Source organism: Acinetobacter sp. FDAARGOS_558, from assembly GCF_003937785.1.
In the GTDB taxonomy this organism is placed as follows: Bacteria; Pseudomonadota; Gammaproteobacteria; order Pseudomonadales; family Moraxellaceae; genus Acinetobacter; species Acinetobacter baumannii.
In genome coordinates this window covers 675,253-692,560 of sequence record NZ_RKJH01000001.1, presented here as the reverse complement: position 1 = coordinate 692,560, position 17,308 = coordinate 675,253, and the positions used below count along the sequence as shown (strand labels likewise).

The window sequence follows — 17,308 nt, the reverse complement described above, 5'->3', positions numbered from 1 at the left end:
AATCTTATGTTTTCTTTATAGCACAAACTCTATCCATACTGTCGATATATCAATTGTTATGTTTCAAAGAAAAACGTTTAGGTTCTGCATCTAAATTGAAATGATTTTACGGAGCTGGTTGCATTCGCTTATTACGAATATAGTCAATCAAAAACCGTGCAGCAGCTCCGAGTTCACTTTCGCGGCTCCAGACCAAATCAACGTAATATTCAAATCGAGGCGTAAAATCAAATACATCTAATGCTTTAAGCTTGTTGTTTAACTCGGGATTTTCTTTAAACATCTCTTGTGGAAGTACGCCCCAACCTAAATTACGTAAAATCATTAAGCAAGCAGAGTGGTGGTTATCTGTACGCCAGTAATGTTTTGAAAATAATAATTCGGGTTTTAATGTTTCATCTCGACTTGCCACCACAATTTGTCTAGTACCTAAAATATGCTCATATGAGACATGCTCTTGGCTTGCGAGCGGATGGGTTTTTGAAATAACCGGAATTAAGGCTTCACGTTTGAGTTCAACAAACTGTTCTCTATTGTCTAAATGCTCACGTTCAAACATAAGGGCCAGTTGGGCAGTTCCATCTAATAACATTTGAAGCGCATCTTCTTGAGGGGCAGACACAATATTAATTTGTAGATCGGGAAAGCGACTTTCTAGTAGGCAAACATAGTCGGTCCAATTGGTATGTAGCAGTTCAGATACCACAACAATAGTAAGATTAGGTTCCAACCCAGTACTTAATGCATGCGCGTGCTGTTTCCATTGATTCATTTCAATCAATAGTTGCGCCGTTTTTTCATATAGCACTCGTGCTTCGGCTGTAGGAGTAGGTTCGCGACCTTTACGTTCAAATAAAGTCAGGTTCAGATCAATTTCTAAATTAGCAATTGACATACTCACAGCAGAGGGGACTTTACCGAGTTTCCTTGCTGCTGCTGAAAATGAACCTGTTTCCATAACGGCTTGGAACATGAGTAGTTGTTCTTGATTAATATTCATCTGTCAAAAAAATTGAAAGAACCTAATTGGATTAATCAAAATTATAAAAATAAAATGCACATTATCCAAGTTATTATTGAGTATTTAAAAATGTTGATTTCCAAGAGAAGACTCATTCATGCAATCAGTTATGAAGGAATTTTGTTGGTCATCATTGCGATTGCATTAAGTTTTATTTTTGACATGCCGATGGAAGTGACCGGAACACTTGGTGTGTTTATGGCAGTGGTTTCAGTTTTCTGGAATATGATTTTTAACCACTATTTCGAAAAAGTAGAACATAAATTTAATTGGGAAAGAACGATCCCTGTGCGGATTTTACATGCGATTGGTTTTGAGGGTGGTTTGCTGATTGCGACTGTTCCAATGATTGCATATATGATGCAGATGACAGTGATTGATGCATTTATTTTAGATATAGGTTTGACCTTATGTATTTTGGTTTATACCTTTATTTTCCAGTGGTGCTATGACCATATTGAAGATAAGTTTTTCCCAAATGCTAAAGCAGCATCACTTCATTAATTCACATAGATTGAAATGAAATAAGCACCCAGATGGGTGCTTATTTTTTTGGTCGATAAATAGAAATTATTTTTCTACAATCGCAACCACACCTTCACCGCCTGCTGTACAGATCGAGATTAATGCGCGGCCTGAACCTTTTTCATTAATTAATTTAGCTGCAGTAGCCAAGATACGACCACCAGTTGCAGCAAATGGGTGACCTGCACCTAAAGATGAACCATTTACGTTCAGTTTAGAGCGGTCAATTGAACCCAATGGTGCATCTAAGCCAAGACGTTCTTTACAGAATTTTTCATCTTCCCAAGCTTTTAAGGTAGAGAGTACTTGAGATGCAAATGCTTCATGGATTTCGTAGAAATCGAAGTCTTGAAGCTTAAGGTTAGCACGCTTAAGCATACGAGGTACTGCATAAGCAGGAGCCATCAATAAGCCTTCTTTAGGACCGTTCTTGCCAATGAAGTCAACAGCTGCTGTTTCAGAGAAAGAAAGATAAGCTAAAACTTCATGTCCGTTTTCTTTTGCCCATTCTTCAGAAGCAAGCAATACCACAGAAGCACCATCAGTCAACGGAGTTGAGTTACCCGCTGTCATTGTTGCAGTTTCACCTTTACCGAAAACTGGTTTTAACTTAGCAAGTTTTTCAACTGTACTGTCAGGACGTAAGTTGTTGTCACGGTTAAGACCTAAGAATGGAGTCATTAAGTCATCAAAGAAACCACGCTCATAAGCAGCAGCAAGTTTTTGATGGCTGCTTGCAGCTAGCTCGTCTTGTGCTTCACGAGTGATACCCCATTCTAATGCAGTGATTGCTTGGTGCTCACCCATTGAAAGGCCAGTACGTGGTTCACCATTGCTTGGTGCATCAAGAAGCTTTTTAAAATCAATTTTTGTTAAAGCTTTAAGACGGTCTTTACCTGTTTTAGCAACATTAAGCTCAAGTAAAACCTTACGTAAACTATCACCTACAGCAATCGGTGCGTCAGAAGTTGTATCTACGCCACCTGCAATACCTACGTCGATTTGACCAAGCGCAATTTTGTTAGCAACAACAAATGCTGCTTGTAAACCTGTACCACATGCAATTTGGATGTCGTAGGCAGGAGTTTCAGGAGCAAGATCTGTGCTCAATACAACTTCACGAGTCATGTTGAAGTCACGGCTATGTTTTAAAACAGCGCCCGCAACAACTTCGCCAATACGTTTACCTTGTAAGTTAAAGCGCTCAACCAAACCATTCAATGCTGCTGTCAGCATGTCAGAATTAGACGCTTTAAAGTAGGCAGTATTTGAACGTGCAAATGGAATACGGTTGCCACCAAGGATTGCAACGCGGCGAACAGTGTTTTGACTCATGGTTTTATCCTGTTGAACAGAAGTTTTGGTTTTTGTTGCTTTTGGTGCTGCAGCTACATTTGAAGATGTAGACGGGGTTGCTGAAGCAGCGCTCTTACTACGAGGGCTACGTGCAGGTGCAGTCGTTGAACGAGTACGTGTCGTTTTTGGTGTATTAGTTGCTGCTTTAGGAGTAGTGCTGTTACGCTTAGCCGTGTTAGAAGCCGACTTTGATGTATTTGACACTTTTTCCTGAGCAGAATTCTCGACTGCTGGATTTTCTTGAGTTGTTTTGCTCATAAGGCTTTTCCAAGCATAATAACGATATTCTTGTTAGCTACCTTAACACAATTCAAATAGACCTGTATTGACTAGAATGACATTGTAGATAGCATTCAGGTCAAGACATCCAAAGATGAACTCAAGTATGATTTGGAGTAACTCTAATGAACGACTGCTTTCATATTGTTTCTATCCATCTCATAACATAATGAAGCCTGTCGTAGAAAATTCATTTCTTTGAGAGATAATAATCATGACTGATCAATACCAAGCATTTACGCAATCTCCTATTGGTAAATTCGTTGTTAAAAATCTGGGTTTACCTTCGCCTGTTGTATTAGAGCGTTTTGAAAGTGCTCAGCCAGTAGTGAAAGGTGCAGTATTGGTTGGCGCGGCGCCGTCAAGCGTTTTGTCTGGTGCGATTGCACAAGTACTTAGCAATATTCATGCAGATAGCTATGTAGGCAATAATGTTGCATTACAACAAGAAGCTGCAAAAGTTGGTTTAAATTTACGTCCATTCAATGCAGGCGATAAAGAATCAAAATTCAAAGCAGTTGTATTTGATGCGTCTGGTATTCAAAATTCAGAACAGTTAAACGAACTTTATAAATTCTTTAACCCGATTGCACGTCAAGTCGCGACTTCTGGTCGAGTGATTGTTATTGGTACAACGCCAGAAACTGCAAAAACTGTGAAACAGGCGATTGCTCAGCGTGCACTTGAAGGCTTTATCAAATCTGTAGGTAAAGAATTTAAAAAGGGTATTACTGCTCAAGTTGTGTATGTAGACGAAGGTGCTGCTGCAAACCTTGAATCAACATTACGTTTCTTGCTTTCTCCACGTTCAGCTTATGTATCTGGTCAAGTAATTCGTGTATCTAAAGCAGATGTGGTTGATGTTGATTGGGCAAAACCGCTTGCTGGAAAAACTGCATTAGTAACTGGCGCAAGTCGTGGTATTGGTGAGGCAATTGCACATGTGTTGGCACGTGACGGTGCGCATGTTATTTGTTTAGACGTACCACAACAACAAGCTGATCTTGACCGTGTAGCTGCTGATATTGGCGGTTCTACATTGGCAATTGACATTACAGCTGCTGATGCGGGCGAAAAAATTAAAGCTGCTGCGGCAAAACAAGGCGGTTTAGATATTATCGTTCATAACGCGGGTATTACTCGTGACAAAACTTTGGCAAACATGAAGCCAGAGCTTTGGGACTTGGTAATTAACATTAACTTGTCTGCTGCTGAACGCGTAAATGACTACTTGTTAGAAAACGATGGTCTAAACGCAAATGGCCGTATTGTTTGTGTATCATCAATTAGCGGTATTGCTGGTAACCTTGGTCAAACAAACTATGCTGCATCGAAAGCGGGTGTAATTGGCCTAGTGAAATTTACTGCGCCTATCTTAAAAAATGGTATTACCATTAACGCAGTAGCACCTGGCTTTATTGAGACTCAAATGACTGCTGCGATTCCATTTGCAATTCGTGAAGCTGGTCGCCGTATGAACTCAATGCAACAAGGCGGTTTACCTGTTGATGTAGCAGAAACAATTGCATGGTTTGCATCAACTGCTTCTACAGGTGTAAATGGCAACGTTGTACGCGTGTGCGGTCAAAGCTTGTTGGGCGCTTAAGCACTTTTAGTTAAAGAGGGGTGCTTGTGCATCCCTTTTTTATTCAAGAATCTATAAATTATAAAAGGTTAGGTATGAATACTCGTCATTTTAGCCAACTACCAAAAGCGGCATTGGCTTATCCAAAAGTAGTGCAAGGTTTAATTTTTAAAAAACCGAAAGGTCCAAAAATATTACCGCAAGTTGAATATGTGGTAGATACCCTAGAAATTGATCAGAACCATTTGAAGGCTTATAACGAAGTATGTGGCTTTCAAAATAATGGCTTTGTACCTGCAATTTATTTAGCGGTACTTTCTCAAAGCTTGCAAATGCACATGATGACAGCAGAAGCCTTCCCATTTCCAATTTTAGGTTTAGTGCATATTCGTAACCAGATTAAACAGACCAGACTGATTGGCGTAACTGAAAAACTCACTCTGTTATGTAAATTTGGGGAACTAAAACCACATGATAAAGGCGTTCAGTTTGACTTTATTACCACGGCAAAAGTTGGCAATGAAGTGGTGATGGAAGGCTTAACGACTTATTTATCTCGTCAAAAAGTCGAGAAAAGAGTAGGTGAGAAAGCCAAAGAAGAACAAGTACCAGCTTATGTGCCAAAGGCAGAGTGGAATATTTTAGAAAATACAGGCCGCCGTTACGCGAAAGTGTCTGGTGATTTTAACTTAATTCATATTCATGCCATTACAGCAAAAGCATTTGGCTTTAAGCAAGCAATTGCGCATGGCATGTGGAGTAAAGCGAAAGCATTAGCGAATCTTGAATTACCAAATGCTTATGAAGCAGATGTATGGTTTAAGCTGCCAATGTTCTTGCCATCAAAAGTTGAGTTTTTAACGGCAAATGCAGATAAAAAGACAGATTTCTTGATTCGTAATGCCAAATCACAAAAACCGCATGTTGCAGGAACTGTAAAAGCATTATAAAAATAGCAGCAGCCTGAACAGAGGTTTGGGCTGCTTTTGAGCAAAATAACAAAAAAATGCAAGGAACTTCATGTGATTAAAGAAATTTTACTGGCCGATACCCATAACTATCACGGTATTTTAGATGAACGTTTTATTGATTTAGCTCACCAGTTCAGCCGTCTTCAAGATGCTAGAACAGGACAAGGTGGAGCTGCTTTAGCGGTTTATTTTAGAGGCCAAAAAGTTGTAGATATCTACACCGGTCTAAAATCACAAACTGAAGCTTGGCAACCTGACACATTGGCAGTTTGCTACTCTACGGGTAAAGGTGTACTTGCAACTTTAGCGCATATTTTGGTAAGTGAAGGGTTTTTAGAATACGACAAACCGATTGCGACCTATTGGCCTGAGTTTGCTCAAAATGGAAAAGAGCAAATGACTTTGCGTCATGTGCTAAGCCATCAAAGCGGCATGTTTGATGTTCGAAATATCATCGAAAGTGCGAGAGAAATGCTCGACTGGTCACATATGTTAGATGTGGTCGCGGCGACTAAGCCAAGATTCCTTGCAGGAGAGGGCAATGCTTATCAAGCTTTAACATTCGGTTGGCTTGTCGGTGGCGTACTTGAAAAAGCAACTGGTCAACCTCTAGATCAGCTCATGCAAAATTATCTTGTTGAGCCATTACAGTTAGATGGTGCTTATTTTGGAACGCCTGCAAATGAGTTGGATCGTGTAGCACGTTTAATTATTCAACCAAAACCAGAAAAACCAGCATCTACTCAAGTTGAAAAACCTAAAAAGCCACAGATGCGTAAGAGTTCACTCTCTGAAAAAGTGATTACATGGACGGGTCAAGACCCGCAAGACTTTCAGGATGCCATGATTCCAAAAGGAATGAAAAATTTTAGTTTCTTTAGTGATGAGGGACTGCAAGCAGTCATTCCGGCAGCGAACGGGACATTTACTGCAAATAGCCTTGCTAAAATTTATGCGATGCTAGCAAATCAAGGTGAATGGGATGGACAGCAATTGATTCGCCCAGAAATATTTAAAGAACTTAGTACTATTCAAAGTTATGCACGTGATCGTGTCATGCCAATACCGATGAATTGGCGCTTAGGATATCACCGCATTATTACCATGGGTAAACGAGCTAAAAATGGATTTGGGCATATTGGTTACAATGGTTCAGGAGCGTGGTGTGATCCTGAGCGTGACCTCAGCTTTGCCTATACCCATAACTTCCAGATTGGTTCAATTACAGGCGATTATCGTTTGTGGGGGCTGACTCAAGAAGCTTTACGTTGCACCGACCAAATTTTAAAAGGCCGTAAAGGCTGGTTCTAATTTTAGTATTTTAAAGCTGGTATTTTTAAGCAATGCCAGCTCAACATTTATAATAATTCTAGGCGAATAATTGCTTCGGTATGACGCTTAAAATCTTCTTCAACTAAACCTTGTAAACCAAGTTTATAAATCCCTTCTAATCCACACACAAAGGCAATGAGTCGCCACGCAATATCTGTGGAATTAGACCTATTTTTAAATTCGCCTTCTTTTTGACCGCATTCAATCGATTGCACAATAGCTTGATGCCAACTTTGCATGGCGAGGTTATACGCTTTTTGTATTTCTGCATCTTGTTCAATCAAGAGTTCAGCTTCATTCCATAAACGTAAGTAGGGCTGAAGTCTGTCGATATTTTCTGCGCCTAATAAGATGAAAAGTCTTTGAAATTGGCTGGTTGTTTGGAGAGTTTGTTCAATTTCATCAAGCTGTTCCATCAGCTTTAAAAAAGCTTCAGCTTTTAAATGAGATGCCGAAGAAAAATGATGATGGACTTGTCCGGTAGAGGTTTGTGCTTCTGTTGCGATTCGGCGTACCGTCATGGCAGTAAAACCTTCAGCCAAAGCAATTTGCATGGCAGCTTGCAGAATCATTTCTCTGCGTTGATCGCGATTAAGATAGGCCATGTTTCTTACACCTGACTGAATTCGACACAAACTACATTAAAATTTAAAGTTGGACAAGTGTCCAGTTGTGTATATAATAACCGCAATTTGAACACATGTCCAAGTTTTGGATATCGAAGAGCGTTATGCAAAAAAAATGGTTAATCCTGACAATTATCGTCCTCATTTATTTACCAGTTACGATTGATGCAACGGTGATGCATGTTGCAACACCATCTTTAAGTGCAGCATTGAATTTAACTGCCAATCAGCTTTTATGGATTATTGATATTTATTCGCTGATTATGGCGGGTTTGATTTTGCCGATGGGTGCACTCGGTGATCGTATTGGCTTTAAAAAATTATTATTTATTGGAACCGCAGTTTTTGGTGTGGGTTCGTTAGCTGCGGCTTTTTCTCCAACTGCCTATGCCTTAATTGCTTCTCGTGCTGTTTTAGGCCTAGGGGCAGCTATGCTTATTCCTGCCACTTTATCCGGTATCCGTAATGCTTTTACCGAAGAAAAGCAGAGAAATTTTGCACTTGGTCTTTGGTCTACAGTAGGTGGAGGTGGAGCAGCTTTTGGTCCATTAGTCGGTGGTTTTGTATTAGAGCATTTCCACTGGGGAGCTGTATTCCTTATTAATATCCCGATTATTTTAGCCGTTCTAGTTATGATCGTGATGATCATTCCTAAACAACAAGAGAAAACTGATCAGCCAATTAACTTAGGGCAAGCTTTAGTTTTGGTTGTAGCAATTTTAAGCCTCATCTATTCAATTAAATCGGCTATGTATAACTTCTCGGTGCTCACGGTTGTGATGTTTGTGGTGGGTATAAGCACATTAATTCACTTCATTCGAAGCCAAAAAAGAGCTACGACACCAATGATTGATCTGGAATTATTTAAACATCCTGTGATTTCTACCAGCATTGTTATGGCGGTTGTTTCCATGATTGCTTTGGTTGGCTTTGAATTATTACTGTCTCAGGAGTTGCAGTTTGTACACGGGTTTTCTCCATTACAGGCGGCGATGTTTATTATTCCATTTATGATTGCAATTAGTTTAGGTGGTCCATTAGCAGGTATTTGTTTAAATAAATGGGGTTTACGTAGAGTATCGAGCCTAGGTATTTTAGTGAGCGCGCTCAGTTTGTGGGGGCTTGCTCAGCTTAATTTTTCAACCGACCACTTTTTAGCATGGACGTGTATGGTCTTTTTAGGCTTTAGCATTGAGATTGCCTTACTAGCCTCAACTGCTGCCATTATGTCATCTGTACCACCGCAAAAGGCGAGTGCAGCAGGTGCCATTGAAGGGATGGCTTACGAGCTTGGGGCTGGTTTGGGCGTTGCTATATTTGGGTTAATGTTATCTTGGTTTTATAGTCGTTCAATTATTTTGCCAGCCGAGCTTCCGTCAGACTTAATTGAAAAAGCGAGTATCTCGATTGGAGAAACCATGCAATTAGCGTCTACCCTTGAAAATCCTTTAGGAGGGCAATTAGTTGTAGTGGCGCAGCAAGCTTTTAGCTATGCACATAGTTGGGTGCTTACCCTCTCAGCGATCTGTTTCTTCCTTTTAACTGTATTTGTCTGGTTTAGTTTTCCGAAGAAAGTAAATTAATATTTTTCACAGTATTTAAAGTTTCGATAGAAAACTTTTTCTTCGAAACTTTAAAATTCACTGATAGTCCAGACAAATGATGTAGTTCGCAGTTTATCTGTACGGATATGAGCTTTATACGTTCACACTCTTTTAAAAACAAAGTATGCTTATGCCTGTAACAAGGAGCATACATGTATCAAGTACTTGCTAGAAAATACCGTCCACGTAATTTCAATGAGTTAGTGGGACAAAACCATGTTTCTCGTGCATTAAGTAGTGCATTGGAACGCGGTCGTCTTCACCATGCTTATTTATTTACAGGAACGCGTGGTGTAGGTAAAACTACAATTGCACGTATTTTAGCCAAGTGTTTGAACTGTGAAACAGGTGTGACTTCTACGCCATGTGAAGTTTGTGCCACTTGTAAGGCGGTAAATGAAGGCCGTTTTATTGACCTAATCGAAATCGATGCTGCTTCACGAACAAAAGTAGAAGATACGCGTGAACTTTTAGACAACGTTCCTTATGCACCAACGCAAGGTCGTTTTAAAGTTTATCTGATTGATGAAGTACATATGCTCTCTACGCATTCTTTTAATGCGTTATTAAAAACACTAGAAGAACCACCAGAACACGTTAAGTTTTTGTTTGCAACGACAGACCCACAAAAGCTACCGATTACGGTTATTTCACGTTGTTTGCAATTTACTCTAAGACCTTTAGCTGTAGATGAAATTACCAAGCACCTCGGTGCTATTCTTGAAAAAGAACAGATTACTGCTGACCAAGATGCAATTTGGCAAATTGCCGAATCTGCTCAAGGTTCATTACGTGATGCATTATCTTTAACTGACCAAGCCATTGCTTATGGGCAAGGTGCTGTACATCATCAAGATGTTAAAGAAATGCTTGGCCTGATTGACCGTACGATCATATATGATTTGATTTTAGCGGTTCATCAAAACCAACGTGAAAAAGTGAGCCAGTTATTACTCCAATTTAGATATCAAGCCTTAGATGTCTCGTTAGTACTGGATCAGCTCATTTCAACATTGCATGAGTTGGCTTTATTACAATATTTACCAGAGCTCGGCTTAAAGTATAGTGAAGAAATTAATGCCAAAATTCTTCAGCTTTCTAAGCTGATTTCTGCTCAAGATTTGCAGCTTTACTACCAAATCGCATGTAAAGGCCGTTCAGACTTGCAGCTTGCTGTAACGCAAGAGCAAGGTTTTGAAATGTGCGTTTTACGATTATTGGCATTCCGTCCTTTAGCACCAAATGAAATTTTAGTTTCAGAGCCTGTTCAACAAAATGGGCAAGGAGAAGTAGGCCTAAATTCACAAGCTCAACCAGCCCAAGAGATTACTCCTGTAAGTGCTGTTCAGCCTGTTGAAGTTATTAGCCAACCCGCTATGGTTGAACCTGAACCTGAACCTGAACCTGAACCTGAACCTGAACCTGAACCTGAACCTGAACCTGAACCTGAACCTGAACCTGAACCTGAACCTGAACCTGAACCTGAACCTGAACCTGAACCTGAACCTGAACCTGAACCTGAACCTGAACCTGAACCTGAACCTGAACCTAATCAGGACTTAATGGTATTTGACCCAAATCATCATGAGTTGTTTGGACTTGAGTCAGCAGTTGTTCAAGAGACTGTTAGTGTTCTTGAGGAAGATTTCATTCCGGTACCAGAACAAAAGTTAGTACAAGTTCAGGCTGAAACCCAAGTCAAACAAATCGAACCTGAACCAGCTTCTACTGCTGAGCCTATAGGTTTATTTGAAGCATCGAGTGCTGAATTTTCACTTGCTCAAGGTATGTCAGCTTATGACTTGATTTCTGAACCTGTTATTGAACAACAGTCATTGGTGCAAGCTGAAATTGTTGAAACAGTTGCGGTGGTAAAAGAGCCTAACGCAACAGATAACAGCCAACTGATGCCACAAGATATTTTAAAGTTGCCATCACAAACTTTGGAAGGTGAGTGGACACTTGAAAAGTGGGAGTTTTGGTTTAGAAATAGCCAGCTTTCTCCAGCCGTTCAAGAACTTGCTCAACATGGTGTGATGACTGGGGAAATTGGTGGCAACACGGTTTTCCATATTCCTCAAGAATATGAAAATATGTTGACTCAGCTACAACAAGCCCTAATTGAAGCTTTAAAGCAGCAGTGGCCAAATACACAATTTACGGTCGAGTATGGTGCAGTCAATACTGCTACACCGTATGTTATGCAAAGCGTTCGTAAAGAAAAAGCTTTCCATCGGGCTACAGAACTATTACAGCAACAACCCGTTATTAAAAGCCTCATAGAGACTTTTGATGGTGAGCTGCAAAATATTCAATTAAAGCCTTAAGTTCAATTGAGTTTTGATCTGGTGAGAAACTTGAAAAAATAGAATTTTCATAGTTTTCACTGGATTGAAATATTCAGGTCACGCCACTGTCATTGTACTTTCCTATGTTAGCCATTTTAAGTTTTTAAATGGACTAATATCGTCATGAAAAGGCAATGCACCGGAACAACTTCCTTTAAATATTCTTATTTTTTATTAATCGGCGCCATTCTGCTGAGTGGCTGTAACGACTCCGCAAATGATAATTCGAATACACCAGAAACAGGTAAAAAGCCTGTCATGCGCTGTGCCCCTTAAACTTAAATAATAAAAAGAACCTGATCATGATTACACGTCGTAAATTTTTAAATTACTCTTTAAATATGGGCTTTGGCGCTGCAGCGTTAGCGGCTTTTCCATCGAGTATTCAAAAAGCTCTAGCAATTCCTGCAAATAATAAAACGGGCACTATTCAGGATGTTGAACATGTCATCATCTTAATGCAGGAAAACCGATCTTTTGACCATTATTTTGGTACGTTAAAGGGTGTTCGAGGCTTTGCTGACCGTTTTACGATCCCTCTGCCAAATGGTCGCCGTGTCTGGGAACAGCTGAGAAGTAATGGCCAGGTTTTAACGCCTTTTCACTTAGATGGAACAGCCAATAATGCACAGCGTGCAGATGGTACGCCTCATACGTGGGATGACAGTCAGTTGGCGTGGGACAATGGACGTATGGCAAACTGGCCAACTCATAAAACCGATATATCTATGGGCTATTTTAAAGAAAAAGAAATCCCATATCAGTTTGCACTTGCCAATGCCTTTACGATTTGTGATGCCTACCATTGTTCCATGCACACCGGAACAGATGCGAACCGCTCTTTTCATTTAACTGGTACCAATGGTGCAACACCGACCAAGCGTTCATTTGTAAATAATGAATGGGACTGGATTGATGGTAACCCAGCAACGGCAGACCGTGGTTACACTTGGAAAACCTATGCCGAAAGATTAGAAGAAGCAGGGATAAGCTGGATTTGTTATCAGAATATGCCAGATGAATGGGGCGATAATATGTTGGGTGCATTCCGTTCTTTTAGAAAGGCCAACATTGCATCCGGTTATCCCGTTTCAAGCGGTGGGGAGCCGAATAAACCATATGCTGATACGGGTCAAAAACTACCGTATAAAGCCTATGATGCGGCTACTGATAATGCCAAAAATCCACTCTATAAAGGCATTGCAAATACGCTACCGGGCAATAAACCAGAAGAGTATCTCGACGCTTTTAAAAGAGACATTCGTGAAGGGAAGTTACCTCAAGTTTCTTGGATTAACGCGCCATCGATATACTGCGAACATCCAGACCCTTCAAGCCCGGTTCAAGGAGCTTGGTTTATTCAAGAAATTATTGACGCATTAACTGCTGTACCAGAGGTGTGGAGTAAAACTGCGCTACTTATCAACTTTGATGAAAATGATGGTTACTTTGACCATATGCCATCGCCATCAGCGCCATCTCGACTTAAAAATGGTCAGTATGCTGGCAAATCGACATTAAGTAGTGCCGATATGCAGGACGAATACTTTGACCATGCCGAGCCTGAAGGAAGCCATTCACAGCCTACACCGGATGGACGAGTTTATGGACCAGGTCCTCGTGTTCCGTTATATGTGATTTCCCCATGGAGCCGTGGTGGTTGGGTAAACTCACAAGTTTTTGATCATACTTCCGTGCTCATGTTTTTAGAAAAACGTTTTGGAGTAAAAGAGCCGAATATCAGTCCATACCGCCGTGCAGTGTGTGGTGATTTAACTAGTGCATTTAACTTTAAAACACCAAATGGAGATGTTTTACCACAGCTGAGTGGTAAACAAACACGTGTGCAGGCAGATGCGCTAAGGGAAAACCAAGAAACTTTGCCAGCTGTGCCTGTACCCACGGATGTTAAGTTACCCATTCAGCAAAGTGGGATCCGTCTATCACGGGCGCTACCTTATGAGTTGCATACCAGTGCGCGTTGTAAAGCAGATGGTAAGGTGAAATTGATTTTTTCTAATACGGGTAAGCAAGCAGCGGTTTTCCACGTATATGACAAGCTCAATTTAGACCGTATTCCAAAGCGTTATATTGTCGAGCCGAATAAAACTTTAGATGATGAGTGGGATGCTTTAAACGATAACTTAGGCCGTTATGACCTATGGGTACTTGGTCCAAATGGCTACCATCGTCATTTTAAAGGGGATACTCAACGTATTATCGATAGTGGTGTTAAACCTGAAATTCGAGTGTGCTATGACATTGCTAATGGTGATGTTTATGTCGAACTCATGAATGAGGGAACCAAGGATACAATATTGACAGTAAAACCTTGTGCATATCGACAAGATGCGCCATTGCAACTGACCGTAAAAGCGGGACAAGTTGTTAAGCAACATTGGTCGTTGGCTGATGTTGGGCATTGGTATGATTTTGAAGTTACGAGCGAGAGTGATCCGTATTATTACCGACGTTTTGCTAGCCGAGTCGAAACAGGTGAGGATTCCTTTAGTGATCCTGCAATGATCTAAGTTAGGATGAGGCAAAAAGAGGAACTTATTTTCTTTTTGCCTCATTTTTTATAATAAAAAATTCTCTAAAACTTCACGGACTGACTCGGATATTGGAACAGTCTTGCGTGTTTCACGATCAACAAACACATGCACAAAATGTCCTTGAGCTGATGCTTGGTCTTGTCCTTGTTTAAAGATTGCCAATTCATAGCGTAAAGATGTGGTACCAATTTTACCAATCGCAACGCCTACCTGAATAACTTCTGGAAATGATAACTCTTGAAAAAAGTTACAAGCTGAGTCAACGACTAAACCAATTGATTTTGCTTCATGAATATCAAAACCTGTTTTCTGGATGAGCAAAGCATTGGCTGCCGTATCAAAATAGCTATAGTAGGTCACATTATTCACATGACCGTAAATATCATTATCTGCCCAACGAGTTTGAATATCTAAAAAAAATTTAAATTGATCACGAGTTTTTAAAACGGGTTTAGTCATTAATAAATCGCCTGATAAATTGCTAAAGCAGCTGCTTCTGTCATGTCACGTGGATTATTTTGCAGTAATCGAGTTTGCAACATGGCATCTTGAGCAAGTCTTGGTAAGCTAGACTCTTCAATACTCAAATCGCTAAGTTTTAAAGTCAAACCACTACGGTCTAAGTGATTTTGCATATGGTCAATAAACAGATCACACAAACCATCGGTGCTACCGTTGCTATATGGATCAAGCCATTGCATAAGTTCTGCATAATATTGTTTAGCATAAGGCGCATTAAATTTCAGTACTTCAACGAGCACCAAAGCATTGGTATGTCCATGCGACAAATGAAAATGCCCACCCAATGGATAGGCTAAAGCATGCACGGCAGCAACAGGTGAGTTTGCAAATGCCTGACCCGCAAGCATTGAGCCGAACAGCATGTTCTGACGCGCCTCTAAATCATTACCGTTTTTAAGAACTTTCGGTAAGTTATGGTTTAGCAGCTTTAAAGCGTGCTTCGCTAAAATATCGGTATAAATATTTTTCTTATGTTTAGAGGTATATGCCTCAATGGCATGGACCATCGCATCAATACCTGTAGCAGCCGTAATATGGGCAGGTAGATTTTGAGTAAAAGTTGCATCAAGAATTGCTGTATCGGCATAGAGTACCGGAGAGACAATTCCCATTTTTGTCGTTTCACCTGTAGTCACTATTGATATGGGCGTCACTTCCGAGCCAGTACCGGCTGTAGTGGGAATTAAAATAAGTGGAAGTCGGGCTGTTTTGACCTGATTTACCCCATACATTTCTTGTAGGTTTTGAGTTTGGTTAGGATGTGCGAGTAAGGCAATCACTTTGGCTACATCTAAAGAACTTCCGCCTCCAAAGCCGACAATAACATCTACATTTTGCTGTTTAGCATAATTCGCTGCATCTAATACCACTTGCTCTGGTGGGTCGGCCTGAACATCAGCATAAATGACATGTTCAATTTTAAGAGTATCTAAAATTTGAAGAATAGGCCGGTGTAACTGATTTTTAATCATACCTGCATCTGTTACCAGTAATAACTTGCGGTAAGTTTTTGATGCCAACACATTCTGTAATTCTTGTATAGAACCGAGTCCTGAAATAATGTTGGGAACGGTCTGAAACTGAAAATGGCTCATATACATTATTTCCTTATTTTTGAAAATTATTATAGATGCATTCTATAGGATTCATTCTGCAAATTCTCTTAAAAGTAGCTGTGCTTTTAAGCTGCATTTAGTTAAAGAAAATTCACTTGAAAATTGGCATTTTATAAACTAATTTTCAAAATCATTAAATGAAATTAGATTGTGAATACCTTATTGGTAAATGCAAATAAGGTAAATTTTTTTAAGGATATGCATGTGAAAATAGATACTGATGTCAAAACTGGATACGGCAAGGATACCGACAAAAATGGATATGCAAATATTAAGTATCGTGAGCTAATTCAAAAATTAACAGCAACATTATCATTGACGCTTTTGTCATTTGGATGGGGCTCTACAGTAAACGCAGCACAACAACAAATCGCTTTAGTAGGAACCTGGACATCTATCCCAGATGCACCGCTTGTGCAAAAACCAGAAAAAGCCAGTGAAGGTTTGTACCAGCTACAAGTTAATGCTGACGGGACCTTAACTCCTGTTAAGGTATTGCAAATGAAAAGTCCATCTTGGGTTGTAAAATCGAAAGATGGCCGTTTTGCATATACCACTAATGAAGAAAATGAAGGGGCGGTAACGGCATTATCGATTCAAAACGGAAAGGTAGAGGTATTGAACACGGTAAATAGTCATGGCGGGCATCCAACACATGCATCCATCAGTTTAGATGGTAAATTCCTATTTGTGTCGAATTATTCTGCATTTGATAAAGGACGTGGCGGTGTCGCTGTTTTGCCAATTTTACCAAATGGACATTTGGGTGAAATGGTACAAAATATTGTTTTTGCGGAGGGTTCTGGTCATGTTAAAGGACGTCAGGATAGTGGCCATGCCCATTCGACAACTTTTAGCCCAGATGGTAAGTATTTATATGCAAGTGATCTTGGAAATGACAAAGTCTATGCTTTTCGTTACAACCCAAGTAAGCCTCAACCACTTGAAGCGGACAAGAGCCGAGATGTGAGTTTTAAGCATGGTTCTGGTCCACGTCATATGGTCTTTTCACCAAATGGTAAACAGGCATACATTACCGCGGAAATGCGAAGTGAAATTGTGACGTTTAACGTACAAGATGGCCATTTGAAAAAAGTCGCTGAGCTAAAACTAGTTCACGAAGACAAAACACCTGAATTCAAGAGTGCAAGTGGAATTATTCTTAGTCCAAATGGTAAGTATGTGATCGCTGCAAATCGTGGTGCGGACAACAAACTTTTGGTATTTAAAATCCAACAGAATGGGCTTTTAGGTCAACCACAAGTTTATAAGGCCAATGGTATTGAACCACGTGCTTTTTCATTTGATGAGTCAGGTAAATATCTGTATGTGACGAATGTTTATAGTAATAACATTAGCTTATTCCGTTTTGATACCAAAAATGGCTCATTAAAACCTTTAGGCGATGCAGCTAAAATATCGACTCCAACTGATATCAAATTCTTTTAATAATTTTTTCTCACACTGAT

13 protein-coding genes are annotated in these 17,308 nt (G+C 40.0%); 8 read left to right on the top strand and 5 right to left on the bottom strand.

Going from position 1 to position 17,308, the window contains the following annotated elements; translation table 11 throughout:
* Positions 1-106: 106 nt before the first annotated feature.
* Positions 107-1,000, bottom strand: coding sequence for a LysR family transcriptional regulator (locus EGT34_RS03330; RefSeq protein WP_001024736.1), 894 nt, complete (start codon positions 998-1,000; stop codon positions 107-109).
* 90 nt (positions 1,001-1,090) lie between these two features.
* Between EGT34_RS03330 and aceI the strand changes: the two genes are divergently transcribed.
* Positions 1,091-1,525: a chlorhexidine efflux PACE transporter AceI gene (gene aceI, locus EGT34_RS03325; RefSeq protein ID WP_002010078.1), complete on the top strand. Its 435-nt coding sequence runs from the start codon at positions 1,091-1,093 to the stop codon at positions 1,523-1,525.
* Between the two features lie 66 nt (positions 1,526-1,591).
* Here aceI and EGT34_RS03320 read toward each other — a convergent pair whose 3' ends face one another.
* The gene (locus EGT34_RS03320; RefSeq protein ID WP_024437113.1) at positions 1,592-3,160 is read right to left on the bottom strand and encodes an acetyl-CoA C-acetyltransferase; all 1,569 of its coding nucleotides are present in this window, start codon (positions 3,158-3,160) and stop codon (positions 1,592-1,594) included.
* A gap of 235 nt (positions 3,161-3,395) precedes the next feature.
* Here EGT34_RS03320 and EGT34_RS03315 point away from each other — a divergent pair, with 235 nt between their 5' ends.
* The 3 genes from EGT34_RS03315 to EGT34_RS03305 all read left to right on the top strand — a co-directional run bounded on the left by EGT34_RS03315 (position 3,396) and on the right by EGT34_RS03305 (position 7,048).
* Positions 3,396-4,787, top strand: coding sequence for a 3-oxoacyl-ACP reductase (locus EGT34_RS03315; protein ID WP_000132115.1), 1,392 nt, complete (start codon positions 3,396-3,398; stop codon positions 4,785-4,787).
* A gap of 74 nt (positions 4,788-4,861) precedes the next feature.
* Positions 4,862-5,716: a MaoC family dehydratase gene (locus EGT34_RS03310; protein ID WP_001097347.1), complete on the top strand. Its 855-nt coding sequence runs from the start codon at positions 4,862-4,864 to the stop codon at positions 5,714-5,716.
* A 72-nt stretch (positions 5,717-5,788) separates the two neighbouring features.
* The gene (locus tag EGT34_RS03305) at positions 5,789-7,048 is read left to right on the top strand and encodes a serine hydrolase domain-containing protein (protein ID WP_024437114.1); all 1,260 of its coding nucleotides are present in this window, start codon (positions 5,789-5,791) and stop codon (positions 7,046-7,048) included.
* A 47-nt stretch (positions 7,049-7,095) separates the two neighbouring features.
* Here the strand turns inward: EGT34_RS03305 and EGT34_RS03300 are convergent, their stop codons facing one another.
* Entirely contained in the window at positions 7,096-7,674 is a 579-nt protein-coding gene (locus EGT34_RS03300) for a TetR family transcriptional regulator (RefSeq protein WP_000323805.1), read from the bottom strand.
* Between the two features lie 125 nt (positions 7,675-7,799).
* Here EGT34_RS03300 and amvA point away from each other — a divergent pair, with 125 nt between their 5' ends.
* The 3 genes from amvA to EGT34_RS03285 all read left to right on the top strand — a co-directional run bounded on the left by amvA (position 7,800) and on the right by EGT34_RS03285 (position 14,178).
* Positions 7,800-9,278, top strand: a complete 1,479-nt coding sequence (gene amvA / locus EGT34_RS03295) for a multidrug efflux MFS transporter AmvA (protein WP_001170310.1) — start codon at positions 7,800-7,802, stop codon at positions 9,276-9,278.
* Between the two features lie 173 nt (positions 9,279-9,451).
* A complete protein-coding gene (dnaX, locus tag EGT34_RS03290; RefSeq protein ID WP_075149819.1) occupies positions 9,452-11,626 on the top strand; it encodes a DNA polymerase III subunit gamma/tau in 2,175 nt (724 codons plus the stop codon).
* 323 nt (positions 11,627-11,949) lie between these two features.
* Complete coding sequence (locus EGT34_RS03285; protein ID WP_000632993.1) at positions 11,950-14,178, top strand: phosphocholine-specific phospholipase C; 2,229 nt, start codon at positions 11,950-11,952, stop codon at positions 14,176-14,178.
* 48 nt (positions 14,179-14,226) lie between these two features.
* Here the strand turns inward: EGT34_RS03285 and EGT34_RS03280 are convergent, their stop codons facing one another.
* Both EGT34_RS03280 and EGT34_RS03275 read right to left on the bottom strand, forming a co-directional pair.
* Entirely contained in the window at positions 14,227-14,661 is a 435-nt protein-coding gene (locus tag EGT34_RS03280; protein WP_000165795.1) for an acyl-CoA thioesterase, read from the bottom strand.
* Positions 14,661-15,818, bottom strand: coding sequence for an iron-containing alcohol dehydrogenase (locus tag EGT34_RS03275; RefSeq protein WP_000017876.1), 1,158 nt, complete (start codon positions 15,816-15,818; stop codon positions 14,661-14,663). Before EGT34_RS03275 ends, EGT34_RS03280 begins: the two co-directional genes overlap by 1 nt.
* Before the next feature lie 225 nt (positions 15,819-16,043).
* Here EGT34_RS03275 and EGT34_RS03270 point away from each other — a divergent pair, with 225 nt between their 5' ends.
* Positions 16,044-17,288: a lactonase family protein gene (locus EGT34_RS03270; protein WP_024437116.1), complete on the top strand. Its 1,245-nt coding sequence runs from the start codon at positions 16,044-16,046 to the stop codon at positions 17,286-17,288.
* Positions 17,289-17,308: the final 20 nt, after the last annotated feature.

Coding starts and splice junctions, on each gene's coding strand:
- EGT34_RS03330 (WP_001024736.1), bottom strand. CDS start 1,000: ATGAATATTAATCAAGAACAACTACTCATGTTCCAAGCCGTTATGGAA.
- aceI (WP_002010078.1), top strand. CDS start 1,091: ATGTTGATTTCCAAGAGAAGACTCATTCATGCAATCAGTTATGAAGGA.
- EGT34_RS03320 (WP_024437113.1), bottom strand. CDS start 3,160: ATGAGCAAAACAACTCAAGAAAATCCAGCAGTCGAGAATTCTGCTCAG.
- EGT34_RS03315 (WP_000132115.1), top strand. CDS start 3,396: ATGACTGATCAATACCAAGCATTTACGCAATCTCCTATTGGTAAATTC.
- EGT34_RS03310 (WP_001097347.1), top strand. CDS start 4,862: ATGAATACTCGTCATTTTAGCCAACTACCAAAAGCGGCATTGGCTTAT.
- EGT34_RS03300 (WP_000323805.1), bottom strand. CDS start 7,674: ATGGCCTATCTTAATCGCGATCAACGCAGAGAAATGATTCTGCAAGCT.
- amvA (WP_001170310.1), top strand. CDS start 7,800: ATGCAAAAAAAATGGTTAATCCTGACAATTATCGTCCTCATTTATTTA.
- dnaX (WP_075149819.1), top strand. CDS start 9,452: ATGTATCAAGTACTTGCTAGAAAATACCGTCCACGTAATTTCAATGAG.
- EGT34_RS03285 (WP_000632993.1), top strand. CDS start 11,950: ATGATTACACGTCGTAAATTTTTAAATTACTCTTTAAATATGGGCTTT.
- EGT34_RS03280 (WP_000165795.1), bottom strand. CDS start 14,661: ATGACTAAACCCGTTTTAAAAACTCGTGATCAATTTAAATTTTTTTTA.
- EGT34_RS03275 (WP_000017876.1), bottom strand. CDS start 15,818: ATGAGCCATTTTCAGTTTCAGACCGTTCCCAACATTATTTCAGGACTC.